Raw genomic sequence first — 18,023 nt, forward strand, 5'->3', positions numbered from 1 at the left:
TCGCGGCATGGCTGTGGAGCCGGCCGGCGGCGGCGTCTTGCCCATGTGACCCGCACCGGAACAACACCGCCCCGCCGGCTCCTCGCCTCGATCCATGACGTGTCGCCGCGCCACGAGCCGGCGATCGATCGGCTCGTCGAGGAGCTCGCTTCGTCGGGCGTGGAGCGCCCGGCCATGCTCGTGGTGCCCGACTTCTGGCGAGAGGCGGAGATCCGGCCGGGCTCGCCCTTCGCGGCCCGCCTGCGGCGCTGGGCCGAGGATGGGGTGGAGATGTTCCTCCATGGCTACAGCCATCTGGACGAGGCCGAGCACGCTTCCTGGCAGGACCGGGTCAAGGCGAGCCGGATGACGGCGGGCGAAGGAGAATTTCTCGGCCTGGATGCCGAGGAGGCCGAGCGCCGCATCCGCGCCGGCCGGACCCTGATCGAGGACATCACCGGCCGCCCCATTGCCGGCTTCATCGCGCCGGCCTGGCTCTACGGCGATGGCGCGCACAGCGCCATGAAGACGCTCGGCATCGCACTCGCCGAGGACCATATGCGCGTCTGGGCGCCGGATACCGGGCGCATATTCCTCAAGTCCCCCGTGATCACCTGGGCAACGCGCACGCGCGCGCGCATGCTCTCGTCGCTCGCCGTCGCCAGCGTCGCCCGGACGATCCCGCTGCCCCGGGTCGTGCGGCTCGGCGTGCATCCGGGCGACGTGACGGTGCCGGCGACGCTTTCGAGCATTCGGCGGACCGTGGCGAAGATCGCGCGGACCCATGTTCCCAGCCAGTATCGCGACATGGTCGGGGACCTTGCGTGCGCGTCCTGACGTTCCTGCACAGCTTCGAGCCGGGCGGTGTGGAGCGCGTCGCGCTGCGCCTCGTCAGGCACTGGCGCGCGATGGGCGTGGAGGCACCGCTTTTCCTGGGCCGCGAGGACGGGGCGCTTCGCGCCGAACTGGCCGACGGCCTGGCCTATACCACCCCGTCCCAGCCTTCGATCGGCACCGCCTGGTGGGAAACCCTCTGGATGATCGCAAGGCTGCCCGCCGAGATACGCCGGACCCGCCCGGACGTGCTGTTCGTCTCCGGGAGCACCTACACCATCGTTGCCGCCGCGATGCGGTTGCGCTTCGGCAAGCGCTGCCCGGCGATCGTGGTGAAGATCAGCAACGACCTGGCCCGGCGCGACCTGAAGCCGACGGGGCGCTTCTTCTGGCGGCTCTGGCTGGGTATGCAGGCGCGCTTCGCATGGGCCTGGGTGATCATGGACGAGGCAATCGCCAAGGATCTGCCCCCCGGCATGCGCGGAACGTTCCGGGTGGTCCACGACCCGGCGATCGAGGAAGCCCGGATCCGTGTGCCGGCGCCGCGCCGCGCGGGCGCGCCCCGCCGGTTCGTCGCGATCGGGCGCCTGGCGCCGCAAAAGGATTATCCGTTGATGCTGCGTGCCTTCGCACGCGGCGCGTGCGCCGGCGAGACGCTGACGATCTATGGGGACGGCCCGGACCGCGCGGCGCTGGAGGCGCTGGCGGCAATTCTCGGCATCGCGGAGCGCGTCGATTTCGCCGGCCACGTATCCGACGCCGCATCGCAGCTGCCGGGTTTCGATACCCTGTTGCTCTCCTCCCGCTATGAAGGCGTCCCCGCCGTCCTGATCGAGGCGCTCGCGGCCGGACTCGCGGTGATCTCGACCGACAGCGGCGCGGGCGTGCGCAGCGTGCTCGGCGAGGGCCGTCACGGCATGATCGTGGCGCGCAACGAGGCCGCGTTCGCCGCCGCGATCGCGGACGCGGACTCCGCGCCGGCGCCGCATGCCAGCCGAGGGGAGCATGTGCGCCGCTTCACGATCGAGCAGTCCGCCGGAATCTACCTCGATACCTTTGTCGCCGCCGCACGCGGCGAGGCGCACACGACCTCCACCCCATCTCAAATCGACGAGTTCGCATGGCCAGTTCCGCCAGCCAGATGAACGCGCGCGCCGATCAGGCCGCGCTGCTGTTTCCCCCCACGCCACCCGTCCGCGAGTGGCTGCTGACGCTCGCGGGCCTCGGCCTCTCGACGGCGATCCTGCTCGCCGTCCTGGTCCAGCTCGGCGGGATCGATACCTCGCGCTTCGCCGCCGCGCCCGCCAATCCCTGGTTCTGGCTCTGCTTCGCGCTCTTCTACGCGCTGGGCCCGGCGATGGAGTGGCTGATCCTCCGCCGGCTGTGGAAGCTGCGCGCCGATGCCCTGCCGGCCCTGTTCCGCAAGCAGGTCGCGAACGAGATCGTCTTCGGCTATTCGGGCGACGCGCAATTCTATCTCTGGGCGCGGCAGCACCAGCCGCTCAAGGGCTCCGTCTTCGGCACGCTGCGCGACGTCGCGGTCCTCTCCGCGCTGGCCGGCAATCTCGCCACGCTCGCGATGATGGTGATCAACGCCCCGCTGCTCTATGCGATCGCCGGCGGCACGCTGCTCAACAGCTTCGCCGCCTCCGTCGCCGTCATCATCCTCTCTTCGCTCGGGATCCTGGTGATGCGGCGGTTCGTCTCGCTGCTTACCCTTTCGCGGCGCGACCTGGTCGTCACTTTCTGCCTGCACGGCCTCAGGATCATATTGGGCCTGGTGTTCACGGCATTGCTCTGGAAGCTGCTGCTGCCCGGCCTTTCGCCCATGATCCTCATCGCGGTGGCGACGCTGCGCATGATGGTCCATCGCCTGCCGCTGGTGCCGGCCCGCGACGCGCTGCTGGCGCCGCTGGTCCTCGCGTTGCTGGGGCCGGGCTCCGGCCTTGCGGCCGCCACCATGCTGGTCGCGGCGTTGACGCTGGTCACGCACCTGGCAGTGGGCGCGCTCACCTCGATCGCTTCGTTCCTGCCCGCCTCCCGGGCTTCCCTCTGAAGTCCGTTCGGAGGGCGTCCCCCGGAGCATTGCAACCTTCGCATCTCGTATAGTTCCGGCGGAAATCCGCGAAGCTGCCGGCCGCTAGACCCGCGACCACGAATTCCACGTGGAGGGTTGCCGGATGCTTCTCGAACTTGCGCTCCAGCCGCCGGCCGGTGCGCGGCGGCGTTCCGGGGAGCTCCCGCGCGTCCGGTCGCGCGACGCGGCCCTGTGGATCGCCCTGAGCGGCGCCGCGCCGTGCCTCGCCCTGCTGGCGCTTTCCGCCTGTAGCGGCCCGTCCGACACCCATGCCGCCATCAAGCCGGCCAAGGTCGATCCCGTCGCGCACGAATCCGAGCTCATGCGGATAACGCTCACGCCCGAGGCGGAGCGCCGGCTGGGCATTGCCGTCGCCGCGGCCGGCCCCGGGCGCGCGCGCGACATGGTGGCGACGCACGGCGAGGTGGTCGTTCCTCCCGCCACGCGCGGAAGTGTCCCGATCACCACCGCGACCGACCTGATGACGCTCGCCGCCAGCCAGGCGCGCGCCGATGGCGACATCGCCCGCGCCGCCGCCCAGGCGCGCGTGGCGCAAATCAATGCACGACGCGCCGATGCGCTGGTCCGGGAGGAAGCGGGCAGCGTCAGGGCGCGCGACGACGCGCTCGCCGCCGCCGCAGTCGCCCAGGCCGATCTGGCAACCGCCCGCGCGCAGCGCCACCTGCTCGGCGCGCCGGTCGCGGCGCTCGGGCGCCAGAGCATCCTGTGGGTGCGCGTGCCCGTGCTGGCCGCAGACGTGACGCGCATCGATCGCGGCGCACCCGCCACGATCCGGCCGCTGGGCGAAGGGGCCCGGAGCCTGTCGGGGCGTCCCGTGGCCGCGCCGCCCTCTGCCAACGTCACCGCCGGCAGCATCGATCTCTATTATGCAATCCCGAACACGCGTGCGCTCGGCGTCGGCCAGCGTGTCGCCGTCGCGCTGCCGGCGGTGGGCAATGCCGCGCAAGGCCTGGCCGTCCCCGCATCCGCGATCCTGCACGACGCCTATGGCGGCGAATGGGTCTATGTACGGACCGCACCGCGCACGTTCGAGCGCCGGCGCGTCCAGCTTGCCGGGATCCGCGAGGGCACTGCCATGCTCGCCATGGGGCTGAAGCCCGGCGACCAGGCCGTGACCGCCGGCGCCGCCGAACTGTTCGGCACCGAATTCGGCGCGAAGTGAGGGCCCGGCCGTGCTGAACTGGCTCATCGCCGCCGCGCTCAGGCAGCGCGTACTCGTCATCGCGCTGGCGCTCGTCCTGGTCTTCTTCGGCGTCCGCGCCAGTCAGGACGTGCCGCTCGACGTGTTCCCCGAATTCGCGCCGCCGATGGTCGAGGTGCAGACCGAGGCCCCCGGCCTGTCGACCGAGGAGGTCGAGGCGCTCGTCACCACGCCGCTCGAATTCGCCGTGAATGGCACGCCGGGCCTCAGGACGCTGCGCTCGAAATCGGTGCTCGGCCTGTCCTCGGTGCAGCTGATCTTCCAGGAGGGCACCGACGTCGTCCGCGCGCGCCAGCTCGTGCAGGAACGCGTCGCGATCGCCGCGCCGCGCCTTCCCGCGAACGTCCGGCCGCCGACGATGCTGCCGCCGCTTTCGGCGACCAGCCGCGCGATGAAGGTCGGGATCACATCCTCCCGGCTTAGCCAGATCCAGCTCTCCGAACTGGTGCGCTGGACGATCCGGCCCAAGCTGATGGGCGTTCCGGGCGTCGCCAATGTCGCAGTCTGGGGCCAGCGCGATCGCCAGCTCCAGGTGCTCGTCGATCCGAGCCGGCTGCAGCAGATGGGCGTGACCCTGGCCGAGGTGCAGAAGGCCGCGGGCGACGCCGCGGTGACGCTGGGCGGCGGGTTCGTCGATACGCCCAATCAGCGCCTCGCGGTCCGCCATCTCTCGCCGATCGCCGGCGCCGACGATCTGGGCAATACGGTGGTCAGGCTTGCCGGCACCGCCCCCGTCCGCCTCCGCGATGTCGCCACCGTGGTCGAGGGTCATGCCGCACCCATCGGCGGCGCGATCATCAACGATGGATCGGGCATCCTGCTGATCGTCGAGAAGCAGCAGGGCGGCAACACGCTGGCGGTGACGCGTGGCGTCGAGGCGGCGCTGAAGGAACTGCGTCCCGGGCTCAGGGACGTCCAGATCGATTCGACGATCTTCCGCCCGGCCACCTTCATCGAACGCTCGATCGGAAACCTCACCGAAGCGCTGTGGATCGGCTGCATCCTCGTCGCGGCGGTGCTGATCCTGTTCACTCGCGACTGGCGCTCGGCGGCCATCAGCCTGACCGCGATTCCCCTCTCGCTGCTCGGCGCCGCGCTCGTCCTCGCCAAATCGGGGATGAGCATCAACACCATGGTGATCGCCGGCCTGGTGATCGCGCTGGGCGAGATCGTCGACGACGCGATCATCGACGTCGAGAATATCGGGCGAAGGCTGCGGCTCAATCGCGAGGCCGGATCGCCCCGCGCGCCCTTCGCGGTGGTGCTCTCCGCTTCGCTCGAGGTGCGGACCGCAGTGGTGTTCGCCAGCCTGATCGTCATGCTGGTGTTCCTGCCGATCTTCTTCCTCGACGGCGTGTCCGGCACCTTCTTCCGCCCGCTCGCCACCGCCTATGTCCTCGCGATCGGCTGCTCGCTGCTGGTGGCGCTCACCGTCACCCCGGCGCTTTGCCTGATGCTGCTGCCGGGCGGCACGCAGGTCCACCGGGAAACGCGCCTGGTCGCCCGCCTGAAGGCCGCCTATCGCCGCTTCCTGCCCGTCGTCATCGTCCGGCCGGGCACGGCGATCGGCGTCGTCGCGGGCGGCCTGTTGCTCGCGGGGATCGGCTATGCCGGTTTCAAGGACCAGTTCCTCCCCAATTTCCGCGAAACCGACTTCCTGATGCACTTCGTCGAGAAGCCGGGCACTTCGGTGGAGGCGATGGAGCGGATCACCATCCGCGCCTCGAAGGAACTCCGCGCGATCCCCGGCGTGCGCAATTTCGGCGCGCATATCGGCCGCGCCGAGGCCGGCGACGAAGTCTATGGCCCCAATTTCACCGAGCTGTGGATCAGCCTCGACGAAAAGGCCGATTATGACGGCTCGGTCCGGAAGATCCAGCAAGTCATCGACGGCTATCCCGGCCTCTATCGCGACGTGCTCACCTATTTGCGCGAACGCATCAAGGAAGTGCTGAGCGGCGCGGGTGCCAGTATCGTCGTGCGCGTCTACGGACCCGACATGGCGACGCTCCGCCAGACCGCCGATCGGCTCAAGAAGGAACTGGAGGGCGTTCCGGGCACCAGCGAGCTCAAGGTAGAGATGCAGGCCGCGATCCCGCAGATCCAGGTGCGCCCGCGCCCCGCCGATCTGGCCGCTTATGGCCTGACCACCGGCGATGTCCGCCGCACCGCGGCGACCCTGATCCAGGGGAGCAAGGCGGGCGAGCTCTACGAAGGCAATCGTTCGACCGACGTGGTGGTATGGGGCGTTCCCGCCGCTCGGGCGGACCTGCGATCGATCCGCGATGCGCTGATCCAGTTGCCCGGCGGCACCGCCGTCCGCCTCTCGCAAGTTGCCGATGTGATGGTCATGCCCGCGGCGAACGAGATCAAGCGCGAGAATGGCTCGCGCCGCATCGACGTGACGATGAACGTGTCGGGATCGGACCTGGGCGCGGTCGCCCGCGCGGTGCAGGCCAAGGTGAGCGGCTTCACGTTCGGCACCGGCTATCATCCCGAAGTGATCGGTGAATTCGAAGCGCTGCAGAAATCGCGCCGGCAGCTCGCGACCCTGGGCGCGCTCTGCCTGCTCGGCATCCTGCTGCTCGTCTGGCTCGAGTTCCGCTCGTTCCGGGTGACCGCGCTGGTGGGCATCAGCCTGCCCTTCGCCCTGGTGGGCGGCGTGGTCGCGGTGCTGCTGTCGGGCGGCGTCCTGTCGCTCGGTTCGCTGGTCGGCTTCGTCACGGTGCTCGGAATCTCGGCGCGCAACGGCATCATGCTGATCAGCCATTATCGCCACCTCGAATATGAGGAGGGCGAGCCCTGGGGGCCGGCACTGCTGCTGCGCGGCGCGGAGGAGCGGCTGGTGCCGATCCTGATGACCGCCTCGTGCGCGGCGCTGGCGCTGCTGCCGCTGGTCGTGCGCGGCGACGCGCCTGGGCACGAGATCGAGCATCCGATGGCGCTGGTCATCCTGGGCGGCCTGGTCAGCTCGACGGCGCTCAACCTGCTGCTGATGCCGTCGCTGTACGGGCGCTTTGGCCGGGAAAGGCGCAAACCCCGCGACGAGCACGGCGCGGCACTCGAAGGAAAGGTTGTTCCGGCATGAATATCCGTTTCCCGCAGGTCGCGGTGGCCGGCGCGCTCGCGCTGACGACGGGCTGCGCGGCGGGGCCCCGGCACGTCGCTCCCGTCGCGCCGCCGCCCGCGCAGGGGGCATTCCTGGGCGCTTCGGAGGCGGGGATCGCCTCGGCCCCGGTGCCCGACGACTGGTGGCGGCTGTTCGACGACCCGGCACTCGATGCGCATGTCGGGCGGGCGCTGGCCGCCAATGCCGATATCCGGGTGGCACTCGGCAATCTCGAAACGGCCCGCGCCGCGGTGCGCGGCGCCTGGGCGGCGCAGCTTCCGAACACCATGCTCGAAAGCGGCGCAGGCCCCAGCCCGGCGCAACGGCAACCGAGCACCGGCGCCGTGCCGAAATCGAGCTACGACCTCGCCGCGACCATTGCCTATGAAGTCGATCTGTTCGGCCGGCTGCGTGCGACCGCCGAGGCCGCCCGGGCCGATCTTCAGGCCAGCGAAGCCGCGCGCGACACGGTGCGCGTCGCCGTCGCTGCCGATACCGCTTCCGCCTATGCGGCGGCATGCGGCGCCGTTGCGGGGAAGCGGATCGCCGAGGCGCAGCTTGCGGCGCAACAAAAGGGTTACGACCTGATTGCCCGCCAGCTCGACGCAGGCGAAGCCTCCCCCTTCGAACTCGCCCAGTCGAAGACCCTGGTCGAGCGCACCCGCGCCGCATTGCCGGCATTCGACGCGGACCGCGCGCGCGCCCTGTTCCAGCTCGCCACGCTCGAGGGATTGCCGCCGAAGGAGGCGGCACATCTGGCGCTGCCCTGCACGGCTGCACCGACTGCGCGCCAGGCCCTGCCGGTGGGCGATGGCAACGCCCTGCTGGCCCGGCGGCCGGACATTCGCGAGGCCGAACGCAAGCTCGCGGCGGCCGCCGCGCGGATCGGCGTCGCCACCGCCGATCTCTACCCGCGGTTCCAGCTGGGCGGATCGGCCGGCCTGCTCGGCGGCGATTTCACCGGCTTCCTCACTCCGCTGATCAACTGGGCCTTCCCCAACCAGAGCGCCGCGCGCGCCAGGATCGCCGCGGCCAGGGGAGCGCAGGAAGCTGCCCTGGCCGGCTGGGACGTCGCGGTGCTGCGCGCGCTGCGCGAAGTCGAGACCGCACTTGCCGACTATCAGGCGGAACAGCGCCGCAACGCCGATCTGCACGGCGCACTCGCGGAAGCCATCAAGGTCGTGACGCGCGCCGGAGCGCGCTTCCGCCTGGGCGCCGACAGCTATCTGCAGGTCGTCGACGCCGAGCGCACGCGCAACGACACCGAGGCCCTGCTGATCGCGTCCGACCTCAGGATCGCCCTGACCCAGGTCGCACTGTTCCGGGCGCTCGGCGGAGGGTGGGCTTCACAGCCCGATACGCCATCCACTACGGGGGAAGCGCTTCCCGTCGGCAGCAGATAGAGACGCACGTCGCCATGAAGATCCTGATCGCCGAAGACGACCGCGAAACCGCCGAGTATCTCGCCAAGGGGCTGACGGAATCCGGCATGAACGTCACCGTCGCCGCGAACGGCCCCGATGCGCTGTTCCACGCGACGCAGCAGCAGTTCGACGCGATCGTCCTCGACCGGATGCTGCCGGTGATCGACGGACTCGCGGTTCTCCGGATGATCCGGGCCGGCGGGATCGCCACGCCGGTCCTGCTCCTCACCGCGATGGCGAAGATCGCGGACCGGGTCGAAGGGCTGGAGAGCGGCGCCGACGACTATCTGGTCAAGCCGTTCGCCTTTTCCGAACTGCGCGCCCGGCTCAACGTGCTGATCCGCCGCCCCGCGACTTCCGCCATGCCGGCCGAAACCGTGCTGCGGGTCCGCGACATCGAGCTGGACCTGCGGCGGCGGCGCGTGACGCGCGGCGGAAGCCCGATCGATCTCCAGCCGCGCGAAGTGCTGATGTTGGAGGAGCTGATGCGCAATTCGGACCGGGTGATGACCAAGACGATGCTGCTCGAGCGAGTCTGGGAGTTCGATTTCGATCCGCGCACCAACATCGTCGAGACGCATATCAGCCGGTTGCGCGCGAAGCTCAACGCCGGCTTCGATAGCGATGCGATCCTCACCGTGCGGGGCGCCGGCTACACGATCCGCACCGAATGAAACCGCATCTGCCCCGCTCCACCTTCGGGCTCGCCGCGCTCGCCAGCCTCGCGCTCGCCATCGCCACCATCCTGCTCGGCGGGATCGTCTATTTCGTGTCGCACGAGGCGCTGGAACAGCAGCTCGACCATCGCATCGCCGCCGAGACCAGCAGCCTGAAGACGGTCGCCGAACAGGACGGGATCGCCGCGCTCGCCATAGCCATCGCGCGGCGCGAGGACGGCCACAACACCAACGGGCTGGGCTATATGCTCTTCGCCGGTTCCGGCACCAAGGTGGCGGGCAAGTTCGACGCTGCCCTGCCGCGCCCGGGCTGGCACGAACTGCTGCCGTTCCATGATGCCCGCGAGGGCGCGAACGTGGCCCAGGCCCTGGCGACGCCGCTGCAGGGCGGACATGTGCTGGTGGTGGCGGCGGATCGCACGCCGATCGACGAGATCGACCGCTCCATCCTCATGATCTTCTCCGCGGCATTCGGCGCGATGCTGCTGTTCGGCATGATCTGCGCCTGGGGGCTCGGCTTCGTGGTCCGGCAACGCCTGGGGCGCATCCACGCGACGGCGGAAGCGATCATCGACGGCGATCTGAGCCGCCGCGTCGACCGCGACGACGTGCCGAACGAGTTCGACAGGCTGGCCGAAACGCTCAACCGCATGCTGGATCGCATCGGATCGCTGCTCGACAATCTGCAGCAGGTCACCACCGACATCGCGCATGACCTGCGGACGCCGCTGGCGCGCCAGAAACAGATACTGGAAACGGCGCTCGAGACCGATCTCGATGCCGATGGCTATCGCGAAGCCATCCGCCGCGCCGCGGATTCGAGCGAGGAGATATTGGACATCTTCACGGCGATGCTGCGGATTTCGGAAGTGGAGACCTATCGGGTCCGCGAATCGTTCAGGCCGGTCGACCTGTCGGAAGTGGCGGAGCGCGTCGCGGACGCCTTTCGCGCGAGCGCGGAGGCGACCGGCCACGAAATCGCTCTCGATGCCGATGCGGAGGCGATGATCGCGGGCGACCGGCACCTGCTCGCGCAGATGTGCGCGAACCTGGTCGAGAACGCGCTGCGGCATACGCCTTCCGGAACGCGGATCGCGATCCGCGTGCAGCGGCAGGCAGATGCCGTACGCCTGGTCGTTGCCGACACGGGACCAGGCATCCCGCCTGCGGAGCGCACGCGCGTCCTCCAGCGCTTCGTCCGGCTGGAGCGCAGCCGGTCGACACCCGGGCACGGCCTGGGACTCAGCCTGGCGACGGCCATTGCCCGCGCGCATTTCGCGACGATGGAGTTGTCCGACGCGGCCCCCGGCCTGCGGATTGTCCTCCGCTTCGGCGGCTGACGGCCCGATCGGGAGAAGCGGCGGCCCCTTGGCGGGGCCGCCGCACCTTGCCTCAGGCGAAGATCGCCTCGAGATCGGAAGGCGCGATGCCGTCCTTGAGCTGGCGCAACTCGACATAGATGCTTGCCTGCACCGCCACCATGACCATGCTGCCGATCGCCCCCACGGCGGCGCCGACGAACGCGGTCAGGAAGGCATTGCCGGTCGCGATCATCGCCGCGGTGAGGAAGCTCACCGGGATGCTGAGCACCCAGAGCAGGACGAGGACGATCAGCATCGTCAGGAAGATGCGCCAGCGCGCACCGCTGGTCAGCGCGGCGCTGCGGCTGAAGGCCTCGAAGATTCCCACCTTCTCCTGGACATAGGCCGGCGTGACCACCGCCCAGACCAGCCAGAGGATGACGCCCGGCACGATCAGCAGCAGCATGCCGATGCCGACGCCGATGCCTGCGAGCAGGCCGATCGCGATCATCGGCAGGATCATGCTGATCCCCACTGCGAGAAGCGCACCGAACTGCGGCGTCTCGCCCGAGAGGTGCATCACCGTTGCGCGGGTGAGCGCGGCCTGGAGGATCGCCCCGGTGACGATCGAGACCAGCCAGGTGAGGCTCGCCATGCCCCAATAGGCGCCGCTGGCGAAGATCGCGGCGTCCGCCGCACCAGCGTGCAGGTTGAAATTGCTCGCCTGCCAATATCCCAGCACGAATTGCGGCGTGCCTGCCAGCACCAGCGCAAGTCCGCAGAATAGCAGGAAATTCGACCCGATCGTTTCGAACGCGCGCGAAATGACCGCGCCGATTTCGTAGCGCGCTCCACCAAGATCCGCTTCAGCCATGATTTCCCCTCTTTCATCGAAGTGCAATCGACGCTGAAGAAAAACTGAACAAAAACGGGTGCAAAGTCCAGTCTTGCCGGGTTTCCCGCGGCGAGCTGTTCCGGTAGCAAGGGGCGCGTGGGGGATTCGACGTGACCGTACAGGGATCGACTGCACAGTCCGTCGCCAGGGCGCACGAGGCCTTGCGCGCACGCTCCGACATCCAGTTCGAGATGAGCACGGCCAAGCCGCCCGAGATTCCGCCCTGGATGCGCTGGCTGGCAAGGCAGCTCGACGGGGTTGCGCCCTATATGGGCTGGATCCTCCTGGCCTGTGTGGTGATCGGCGCGGCGATCATTCTCTATCTCGTCGTCAGTTCGCTGATCCGCGCCCGGCCCTCGGGCGATGCCGAGGCCACGGCGACACAGGATGTCGCGGCCTGGCGCCCGAGCGAGAAGGCCGCGCGCGCGCTGCTCGCCGATGCCGAGGCGCTGGCGGCCCAGGGGCGTTACGAGGAAGCCGTGCACCTGCTGCTCCAGCGCAGCCTGGAGGACATTCAGCGCCATCGCCCGCGCCTGCTCCGCCCCGCCCTCACCAGCCGCGAGATCGCGGGATCCGAATGGATGCCCGGCATCGTCCGCCGCGCCTTCGCCGCGATGGCCACGCCGGTGGAGCGCAGCCTGTTCGGCGGCCACAGCCTGGCCCGGACGGACTGGGAGGAAGCGCGCGCCGCCTATGGCGATTTCGCGCTGCCGGGGGCATGGCGATGAGCGGCGAAGGCACCGCCACGCCCTTCACGCTGCGCACCGTCCTGGTGCTCGTGCTGCTCGGCGTGGTCGGCTTCGTCGCCTTCCTGCTGCTCACCGCCTATGCCGACGACCTGCAACCCGCGCAGCGCCCGGGCAACCATGCGCTCGCCACTTCGGCGGTGGGCTTTGCCGGCGCGGCGGACCTGGTGCGGCGCGTCCATGGCACGGTGAAGATGGTCCGCCGCGACGGCGAGCTCGACACCAGCGACATATTGGTGGTGACGCTGGAGCCGACGACCAGTCCCGACACGGTGAAGCGGATCATCGATCGCCGCGCTTCGCAGCCGACGATCCTGGTCTTGCCCAAATGGCTGACCATGCCCCGGCCCGACAAGCCGGCCTGGGTGCGGTCGTTCGGCAGCCTCCCGCCTCGCGAGGCCTCGCGGCAGATCGCCCAGGTCACCCAGGCCCAGGTGCAGGAGAATGCAGAGGGCCTCAGGACCATCTCGGGCGAAGCGCTCGAGCCGGTGATCGGCGACGGGCATGGCGGCGCCCTGGTCGCCACGCTGAAGAACCAGCCGACGCTGATCGTCGCCGATCCCGACCTGCTCGACAATCAGGGCCTCAAGACGCTGGCGGGCGCCGAGCGGGCGATGCAGCTGCTCGACTGGTTCGACGATGGCGATCGCGGCATCGCCTTCGATCTCACCCTCCACGGCTTCGGGAGCAACCCCAACCTGCTCAAGCTCGCGTTCGAGCCGCCCTTCCTGCCGCTCACTCTGTGCCTGCTGATCGCGGCGTTGCTCGCCGGCTGGCACGCGATGCTGCGCTTCGGCCCCGCCCAGCCCGAGGCGCGCGGCGTCGCCTTCGGCAAGCGGGCGATCGCGGAGAATGGCGCGGCGCTGCTGCGGCTTGCCGGGCGGCGGCACCGCACCGGCGACCGCTATGCCGCGCTGATCCGCGATGCGGCGGCCAGCGCCACCGCCGCCCCCGCCAACCTGCCGCCCGATGCGCTCGACAAGTATCTCGACCGGCTCGACGAACAGGGCGAGCCCTTCACTGCCCTCGCCTCCCGCGCGGGCCATGCCCAGGACACGCGGGCGCTGCTCGTTGCCGCCCGCGCCCTCTATCAATGGAAAAGGACCGTCACGCGTGAACATTGAGGAAGTGAAGGCGCTGGGCGATGCGATCCGCGCCGAAGTGGGCAAGGCCGTGGTGGGGCTGGACGAGGCAGTGGAGCTGATGCTCGTCGCGCTGTTCGCGTCGGGACATATCCTGCTCGAGGGGCCGCCGGGAACGGCGAAGACCTTCCTTGCCCAATGCTTCGCGCGCGCGGCGGGGCTCGACTATGGCCGCATCCAGTTCACGCCCGACCTGCTGCCGGGCGACATATTGGGCTCCAACCTGTTCAACTTCCAGACGAGCCAGTTCACCCTGACGCACGGCCCGATCTTCACCGAGCTGCTGCTCGCCGACGAGATCAACCGCACGCCGCCCAAGACCCAGGCGGCGCTGCTGGAAGCGATGCAGGAGCGCACCGTCACCATCGACGGGATCGACCACAAGCTCTCCGAGCGGTTCATGGTGGTGGCGACGCAGAATCCGATCGAGAGCCAGGGCGTCTATCCGCTGCCCGAAGCGCAGCTCGACCGCTTCCTGTTCAAGTTCGAGGTCGGCTATCCCAGCCTCGAGCAGGAACGCGAGATCGTCGCCAAGCAGGGCAGCCGCTTCGGCATGCCCCGGCCGGAACAATGGGGTGTCGCCCAGGTCGCCGACCATGCGACGATCAGCGCCGCGGCCGATGCGGTGGCGGCGAACCGGCTGGCCGACGAGGTGGTGGACTATGTCGTCCGCCTCGTCCGCGCGACTCGCGCCACCGGCGACCTGCAGATCGGCGCGAGCCCGCGCGCGGGCGCCACGCTCGCCGCCGCGGCGCGCGCGCATGCCGCGCTCGACGGGCGCGACTTCGTGCTGCCCGACGATGTGAAGAAGCTCGCCCCCGCGGCGCTGCGCCACCGCGTGATCCTCTCCCCCGCCGCCGAGATCGACGGCCGCACCGCCGATGCAGTGATCGCGAGCCTGATCGAGCAGGTCGAGGCGCCGCGTTGATCCGACCCAGCATCCGCTGCGTGCTGCTGACGGCGGCGGGCGCGCCGCTGGCGCTGCTCGTCGGCATATTCGCGCCGCAGCTCTGGTTCGCCGGGCTGATATGGGTGCCGATGATGCTCGCCTTCGCCGCGATCGACGCGCTGCTGGCGCCGCGCGCGCCGGTGCTGAAGGCATCGTGCCCGGGCACGATCGAGATCGGCGCGCCGCTGATCGTCGAGATCATGGTGGCCGGCCGGCCGATCGACGGGCTGGAGCTGGCGGTGGCGACGGGGCCCAGGCTGGCGCCGCGCGCCGAGGGGCGCATCCGGCTGGCGCGCGGCGAGAACCATGCCGCGATCGCCTTCCTCCCCGTACGGCGCGGCACCGACAAGGTGGAAGCGCTGTGGAGCCGCTGGACCGGTCCGTTCGGGCTGTCGTGGCGCCAGCGCGTGGAGAAGCTCGACCGGCTGGTGGTGATCACGCCGGACATCCGCCCCGTGCGCAACTCGGCCCATCTGCTGCTGCGCGACGCGCAGATGGGCGAGATGGCGCGTGTCGATCGCGGCGAAGGCAGCGAGTTCGAAGCACTCACCGAATGGCGATCGGGCATGGAGCGCCGCACGATCGACTGGAACCACAGCGCCCGCCACCTTCAGCTGCTCGCTCGCGAGAACCGGATCGAGCGCAACAACCAGATCGTCTTCGCGATCGATACCGGCCGGGTGATGTGCGAGCCGGTCGACGGCCTGCCGCGCGTCGACCGGGCGATCACCGCGGCGCTGCTCGGCGCCTATGCCGCCTTGAAGCTCGGGGACCGGGTGGCGCTGTTCGGCTTCGATTCGCAGCCCCGGGTCGCCTCGGGTGCGGTATCGGGCACCCGCGCCTTTCCGCTGATGCAGCGGCTCGCCGGACAGCTCGACTACAGCACGGCCGAGACCAACTATACGCTCGGGCTCGCCACGCTGGCGGGCGACCTCACCCGGCGCTCGCTGGTGGTGATCTTCACCGAGTTCACCGATCCCACCGGCGCCGAGCTGATGCTGCACGCCGCCGTGAACCTGTTGCGCGGGCACCTGGTGCTGTTCGTGATCCTGGCCGATGCGGAACTGGAGGCGCTGGCGGCGGCCGAACCGATGGCGATCGACGACGTCTCGCGCGCGGTGATCGCCGCGTCGATGCTGCGCGAGCGCCGGATCGTCCAGGCGCGGCTCCGCCATGCCGGCATCCACGTGCTGGAAGCGCGGCACGATCAGGTGGGGCCGGCACTCGTCCGCCAATATTTCGATTTCAAGCGGAGGAACCTGCTGTGAGCGGCGGCGCATCGTCCCAGTTCGCCAGCGCCCGTTTCCGCGAGGCCCGCACGCTGGACTGGCTGGAACTGGAGCAGCGCATCCTCCAGATCGAGCGCGGCCGTGCCGGATCGCTTTCGGACGAGGATCTGTTCGAGCTGCCGGTGCTCTATCGCGCCGCGCTCTCCTCGCTCTCGGTGGCGCGCGAGACCTCGCTCGACGCCGATCTGGTCGCCTATCTCGAGGCGCTGTGCGCGCGGTCCTATTTCGTGCTCTACGGCGTCCAGCCTCCCCTTCGCCGGCGCATCGCGGCATTCTTCGGGACGAGCTGGCCGCTGGCGCTGCGCAGCCTGGCGCGCGAGACGGTGATCGCGGTGCTGATGATGCTGCTCGGCGGCATCGCCGCCTATTGCCTCGTCGCCAGCGATCCGAGCTGGTATCATTCGATCGTGCCCGAAGGACTGGCCGGCGGACGCGGGCCGCAATCGAGCGCGGCGGAACTGCGCCAGGGCCTCTATGACGGCGGCGGCGACGGCAGCAACATGCTCGGCGCCTTCGCCACCTATCTGTTCACCCACAATGCCCAGATCGCGCTGATGTGCTTCGCGCTGGGCTTCGCGTTCGGCGTGCCGACATTGCTGCTGCTGGTCTACAATGGCTGCATCATCGGCGCCTTCCTCGCGGTGTTCGTCTCCAAGGGGCTCGGCCTGCCGCTGGCCGCATGGCTGACGATCCACGGCACCACCGAATTGTTCGCCATCGCCATTGCCGGCGCGGCCGGGCTGCGCGTGGGCATGGCGCTGGCCTTTCCCGGCACGCTCTCGCGCACCGCCGCCACCGCCAGAGCCGGGCGCACCGCCGCCTTCGCCATGATCGGCGTGGTGCTGATGCTCGCCGTGGCCGGGCTGCTCGAGGGCGTGGGGCGGCAAACGATCACTTCGGACCTGTTCCGCGTGGCGATCGGCGGGGCCGCGCTGCTCGGCTGGCTGCTCTATTTCTACGTGATGCCGGTGCGCGGCGGAGACTTGGATGGCTGAGGCACGCGCGACGCAAGGCTCGGGCCGCGAGCGCGGCACCGACCGCCGCACCTTCGTCACGCCCGAAGGGGTGGACCTGAAGCTCGACATCGCCACCATCGGCGAGCGAGCGGGCGCCTTCATGCTCGACCTGGCGGTGATCGTCCTCACGCTGGTGGTGCTCACCATCGTCCTGCTGCTGGTGCTGGCGGGCACCGGAAAGGCGCTGGCGCAGATCCTGCTGATGATCTGGCTGCTGGGCTTCTTCGCGCTGCGCAACGGATATTTCGCGATCTTCGAGCTGGGCCTGCGGGCGGCGACTCCGGGCAAGCGGCTGATGCGGCTGCGCGTGGTGGCGCGCGACGGATCGCGGCTGCGCGGGCACCAGGTGGTGGCGCGCAACGCCATGCGCGAGCTGGAGCTGTTCCTGCCCCTGTCCTTCCTGGCCTATCAGAGCTCCGCCGGGATGGCGACGTTCGCCACCGGCCTGTTCGGGCTGCTCTGGACCGGCATCTTCCTGCTCTTTCCCTTCTTCAACCGCGACCGGCTGCGCGTGGGCGACCTGATCGCCGGCACCTGGGTGGTGCGATTGCCGCGCCGGAGCCTGAACCACAGCGTCGCGTCGCGCGCCGAGCCCGAACAGGCCCGCTACACCTTCACCGACGCGCAATTGAACGTCTATGGCGAGTTCGAGCTGCAGAAGCTGGAGGAAGTGCTGCGGCGGAACGACGAATATTCCATGCTCGTCGTCGCGCGGACCATCCGCGAGCGGCTCGGCATGGCCGGCGTCGAGGGCGACGAGCATGGGTTCCTCGAAGCCTATTACACCGCGCTATGCCAGCGACTGGAACGCAACATGCTGTTCGGCAAGCGCAAGAAGGACAAATATCAGCGCTAGGGGGCGAATAGCCGGCCGATGTCGCGGAATGCCTTGAATTCCAGCGCGTTGCCGGCGGGATCGAAGAAGAACATCGTCGCCTGCTCGCCAGGCTTCCCCGGGAAGCGGACGTGCGGCGCGATCGCGAACTCGGTGCCCGCGGCGCGCAACCGCCCGGCGAGCGCCTCCCATTCCTCCCAGTCGAGCACCAGCCCGAAATGCGGCACGGGCACCGCGTCGCCGTCCACGGCGCTCCGCGTCTTCACGCCCGCTCCCTCCGCCTTGTGGACGACCAGCTGGTGGCCGCGGAAATCGAAATCGATCCAGTGGCCTGGATCCTCGCGCCCCTGCGGGCAGCCGAGCGTGCCGCCATAAAAGGCGCGCGCCGCCTCGATATCGTCGACGGGAATGGCGAGATGGAAGAGCGGCACGGTCATCCGCGCGAGCATAGGAAAGCCCGCGCACTTGCGGAAGACCGGCGGCGCGGGGGACGGAAACCGGTTTCCATGGCCCGGCCACGGCTCTATA

Annotated in this window: 16 protein-coding genes; 14 read left to right on the top strand and 2 right to left on the bottom strand. The window is 69.7% G+C overall.

Annotation, left to right across the window (positions count from 1 at the left end; translation table 11 throughout):
• Positions 1 to 45 precede the first annotated feature (45 nt).
• The 8 genes from CAP40_RS17425 to CAP40_RS17460 all read left to right on the top strand — a co-directional run bounded on the left by CAP40_RS17425 (position 46) and on the right by CAP40_RS17460 (position 10,662).
• On the top strand, positions 46 to 816 hold the full coding sequence (locus tag CAP40_RS17425) for a DUF2334 domain-containing protein (RefSeq protein ID WP_086130835.1): 771 nt from the start codon (positions 46 to 48) through the stop codon (positions 814 to 816).
• The gene (locus CAP40_RS17430; RefSeq protein ID WP_256924323.1) at positions 804 to 1,958 is read left to right on the top strand and encodes a glycosyltransferase; all 1,155 of its coding nucleotides are present in this window, start codon (positions 804 to 806) and stop codon (positions 1,956 to 1,958) included. The genes CAP40_RS17425 and CAP40_RS17430 overlap by 13 nt, the downstream gene beginning before the upstream one ends.
• Complete coding sequence (locus CAP40_RS17435) at positions 1,934 to 2,869, top strand: hypothetical protein (RefSeq protein ID WP_086130836.1); 936 nt, start codon at positions 1,934 to 1,936, stop codon at positions 2,867 to 2,869. Before CAP40_RS17430 ends, CAP40_RS17435 begins: the two co-directional genes overlap by 25 nt.
• Before the next feature lie 124 nt (positions 2,870 to 2,993).
• Positions 2,994 to 4,073, top strand: coding sequence for an efflux RND transporter periplasmic adaptor subunit (locus CAP40_RS17440; RefSeq protein WP_256924324.1), 1,080 nt, complete (start codon positions 2,994 to 2,996; stop codon positions 4,071 to 4,073).
• A 10-nt stretch (positions 4,074 to 4,083) separates the two neighbouring features.
• Positions 4,084 to 7,200: an efflux RND transporter permease subunit gene (locus CAP40_RS17445; RefSeq protein WP_086130837.1), complete on the top strand. Its 3,117-nt coding sequence runs from the start codon at positions 4,084 to 4,086 to the stop codon at positions 7,198 to 7,200.
• Positions 7,197 to 8,624 carry an efflux transporter outer membrane subunit gene (locus CAP40_RS17450; protein ID WP_086130838.1) on the top strand — a complete coding sequence of 476 codons (1,428 nt, stop codon included), beginning with the start codon at positions 7,197 to 7,199 and terminating at the stop codon, positions 8,622 to 8,624. The genes CAP40_RS17445 and CAP40_RS17450 overlap by 4 nt, the downstream gene beginning before the upstream one ends.
• Before the next feature lie 14 nt (positions 8,625 to 8,638).
• The gene (locus tag CAP40_RS17455; RefSeq protein WP_086130839.1) at positions 8,639 to 9,319 is read left to right on the top strand and encodes a response regulator transcription factor; all 681 of its coding nucleotides are present in this window, start codon (positions 8,639 to 8,641) and stop codon (positions 9,317 to 9,319) included.
• Entirely contained in the window at positions 9,316 to 10,662 is a 1,347-nt protein-coding gene (locus tag CAP40_RS17460) for a HAMP domain-containing sensor histidine kinase (RefSeq protein WP_086130840.1), read from the top strand. The genes CAP40_RS17455 and CAP40_RS17460 overlap by 4 nt, the downstream gene beginning before the upstream one ends.
• 52 nt (positions 10,663 to 10,714) lie before the next feature.
• Here CAP40_RS17460 and CAP40_RS17465 read toward each other — a convergent pair whose 3' ends face one another.
• Positions 10,715 to 11,497 (bottom strand): hypothetical protein, encoded by a 783-nt coding sequence (locus CAP40_RS17465; RefSeq protein ID WP_086130841.1) that lies wholly within the window; start codon positions 11,495 to 11,497, stop codon positions 10,715 to 10,717.
• Between the two features lie 131 nt (positions 11,498 to 11,628).
• Here CAP40_RS17465 and CAP40_RS17470 point away from each other — a divergent pair, with 131 nt between their 5' ends.
• The 6 genes from CAP40_RS17470 to CAP40_RS17495 are packed head-to-tail and all read left to right on the top strand — an operon-like array spanning position 11,629 to position 17,516.
• On the top strand, positions 11,629 to 12,246 hold the full coding sequence (locus CAP40_RS17470) for a hypothetical protein (RefSeq protein ID WP_086130842.1): 618 nt from the start codon (positions 11,629 to 11,631) through the stop codon (positions 12,244 to 12,246).
• Positions 12,237 to 13,388, top strand: a complete 1,152-nt coding sequence (locus tag CAP40_RS17475) for a hypothetical protein (RefSeq protein ID WP_256924325.1) — start codon at positions 12,237 to 12,239, stop codon at positions 13,386 to 13,388. The genes CAP40_RS17470 and CAP40_RS17475 overlap by 10 nt, the downstream gene beginning before the upstream one ends.
• Complete coding sequence (locus CAP40_RS17480) at positions 13,378 to 14,334, top strand: MoxR family ATPase (RefSeq protein WP_086130843.1); 957 nt, start codon at positions 13,378 to 13,380, stop codon at positions 14,332 to 14,334. The genes CAP40_RS17475 and CAP40_RS17480 overlap by 11 nt, the downstream gene beginning before the upstream one ends.
• Complete coding sequence (locus CAP40_RS17485; RefSeq protein WP_086130844.1) at positions 14,331 to 15,623, top strand: DUF58 domain-containing protein; 1,293 nt, start codon at positions 14,331 to 14,333, stop codon at positions 15,621 to 15,623. Before CAP40_RS17480 ends, CAP40_RS17485 begins: the two co-directional genes overlap by 4 nt.
• On the top strand, positions 15,620 to 16,639 hold the full coding sequence (locus CAP40_RS17490) for a stage II sporulation protein M (protein WP_086130845.1): 1,020 nt from the start codon (positions 15,620 to 15,622) through the stop codon (positions 16,637 to 16,639). Before CAP40_RS17485 ends, CAP40_RS17490 begins: the two co-directional genes overlap by 4 nt.
• Positions 16,632 to 17,516, top strand: coding sequence for an RDD family protein (locus tag CAP40_RS17495; RefSeq protein WP_086130846.1), 885 nt, complete (start codon positions 16,632 to 16,634; stop codon positions 17,514 to 17,516). The genes CAP40_RS17490 and CAP40_RS17495 overlap by 8 nt, the downstream gene beginning before the upstream one ends.
• Here the strand turns inward: CAP40_RS17495 and CAP40_RS17500 are convergent.
• Positions 17,513 to 17,932, bottom strand: a complete 420-nt coding sequence (locus CAP40_RS17500; RefSeq protein WP_086130982.1) for a VOC family protein — start codon at positions 17,930 to 17,932, stop codon at positions 17,513 to 17,515. The genes CAP40_RS17495 and CAP40_RS17500 overlap by 4 nt on opposite strands.
• Positions 17,933 to 18,023: the final 91 nt, after the last annotated feature.

The organism is Sphingomonas sp. IBVSS2, from assembly GCF_002127225.1.
Taxonomy (GTDB): Bacteria; Pseudomonadota; Alphaproteobacteria; order Sphingomonadales; family Sphingomonadaceae; genus Sphingomonas.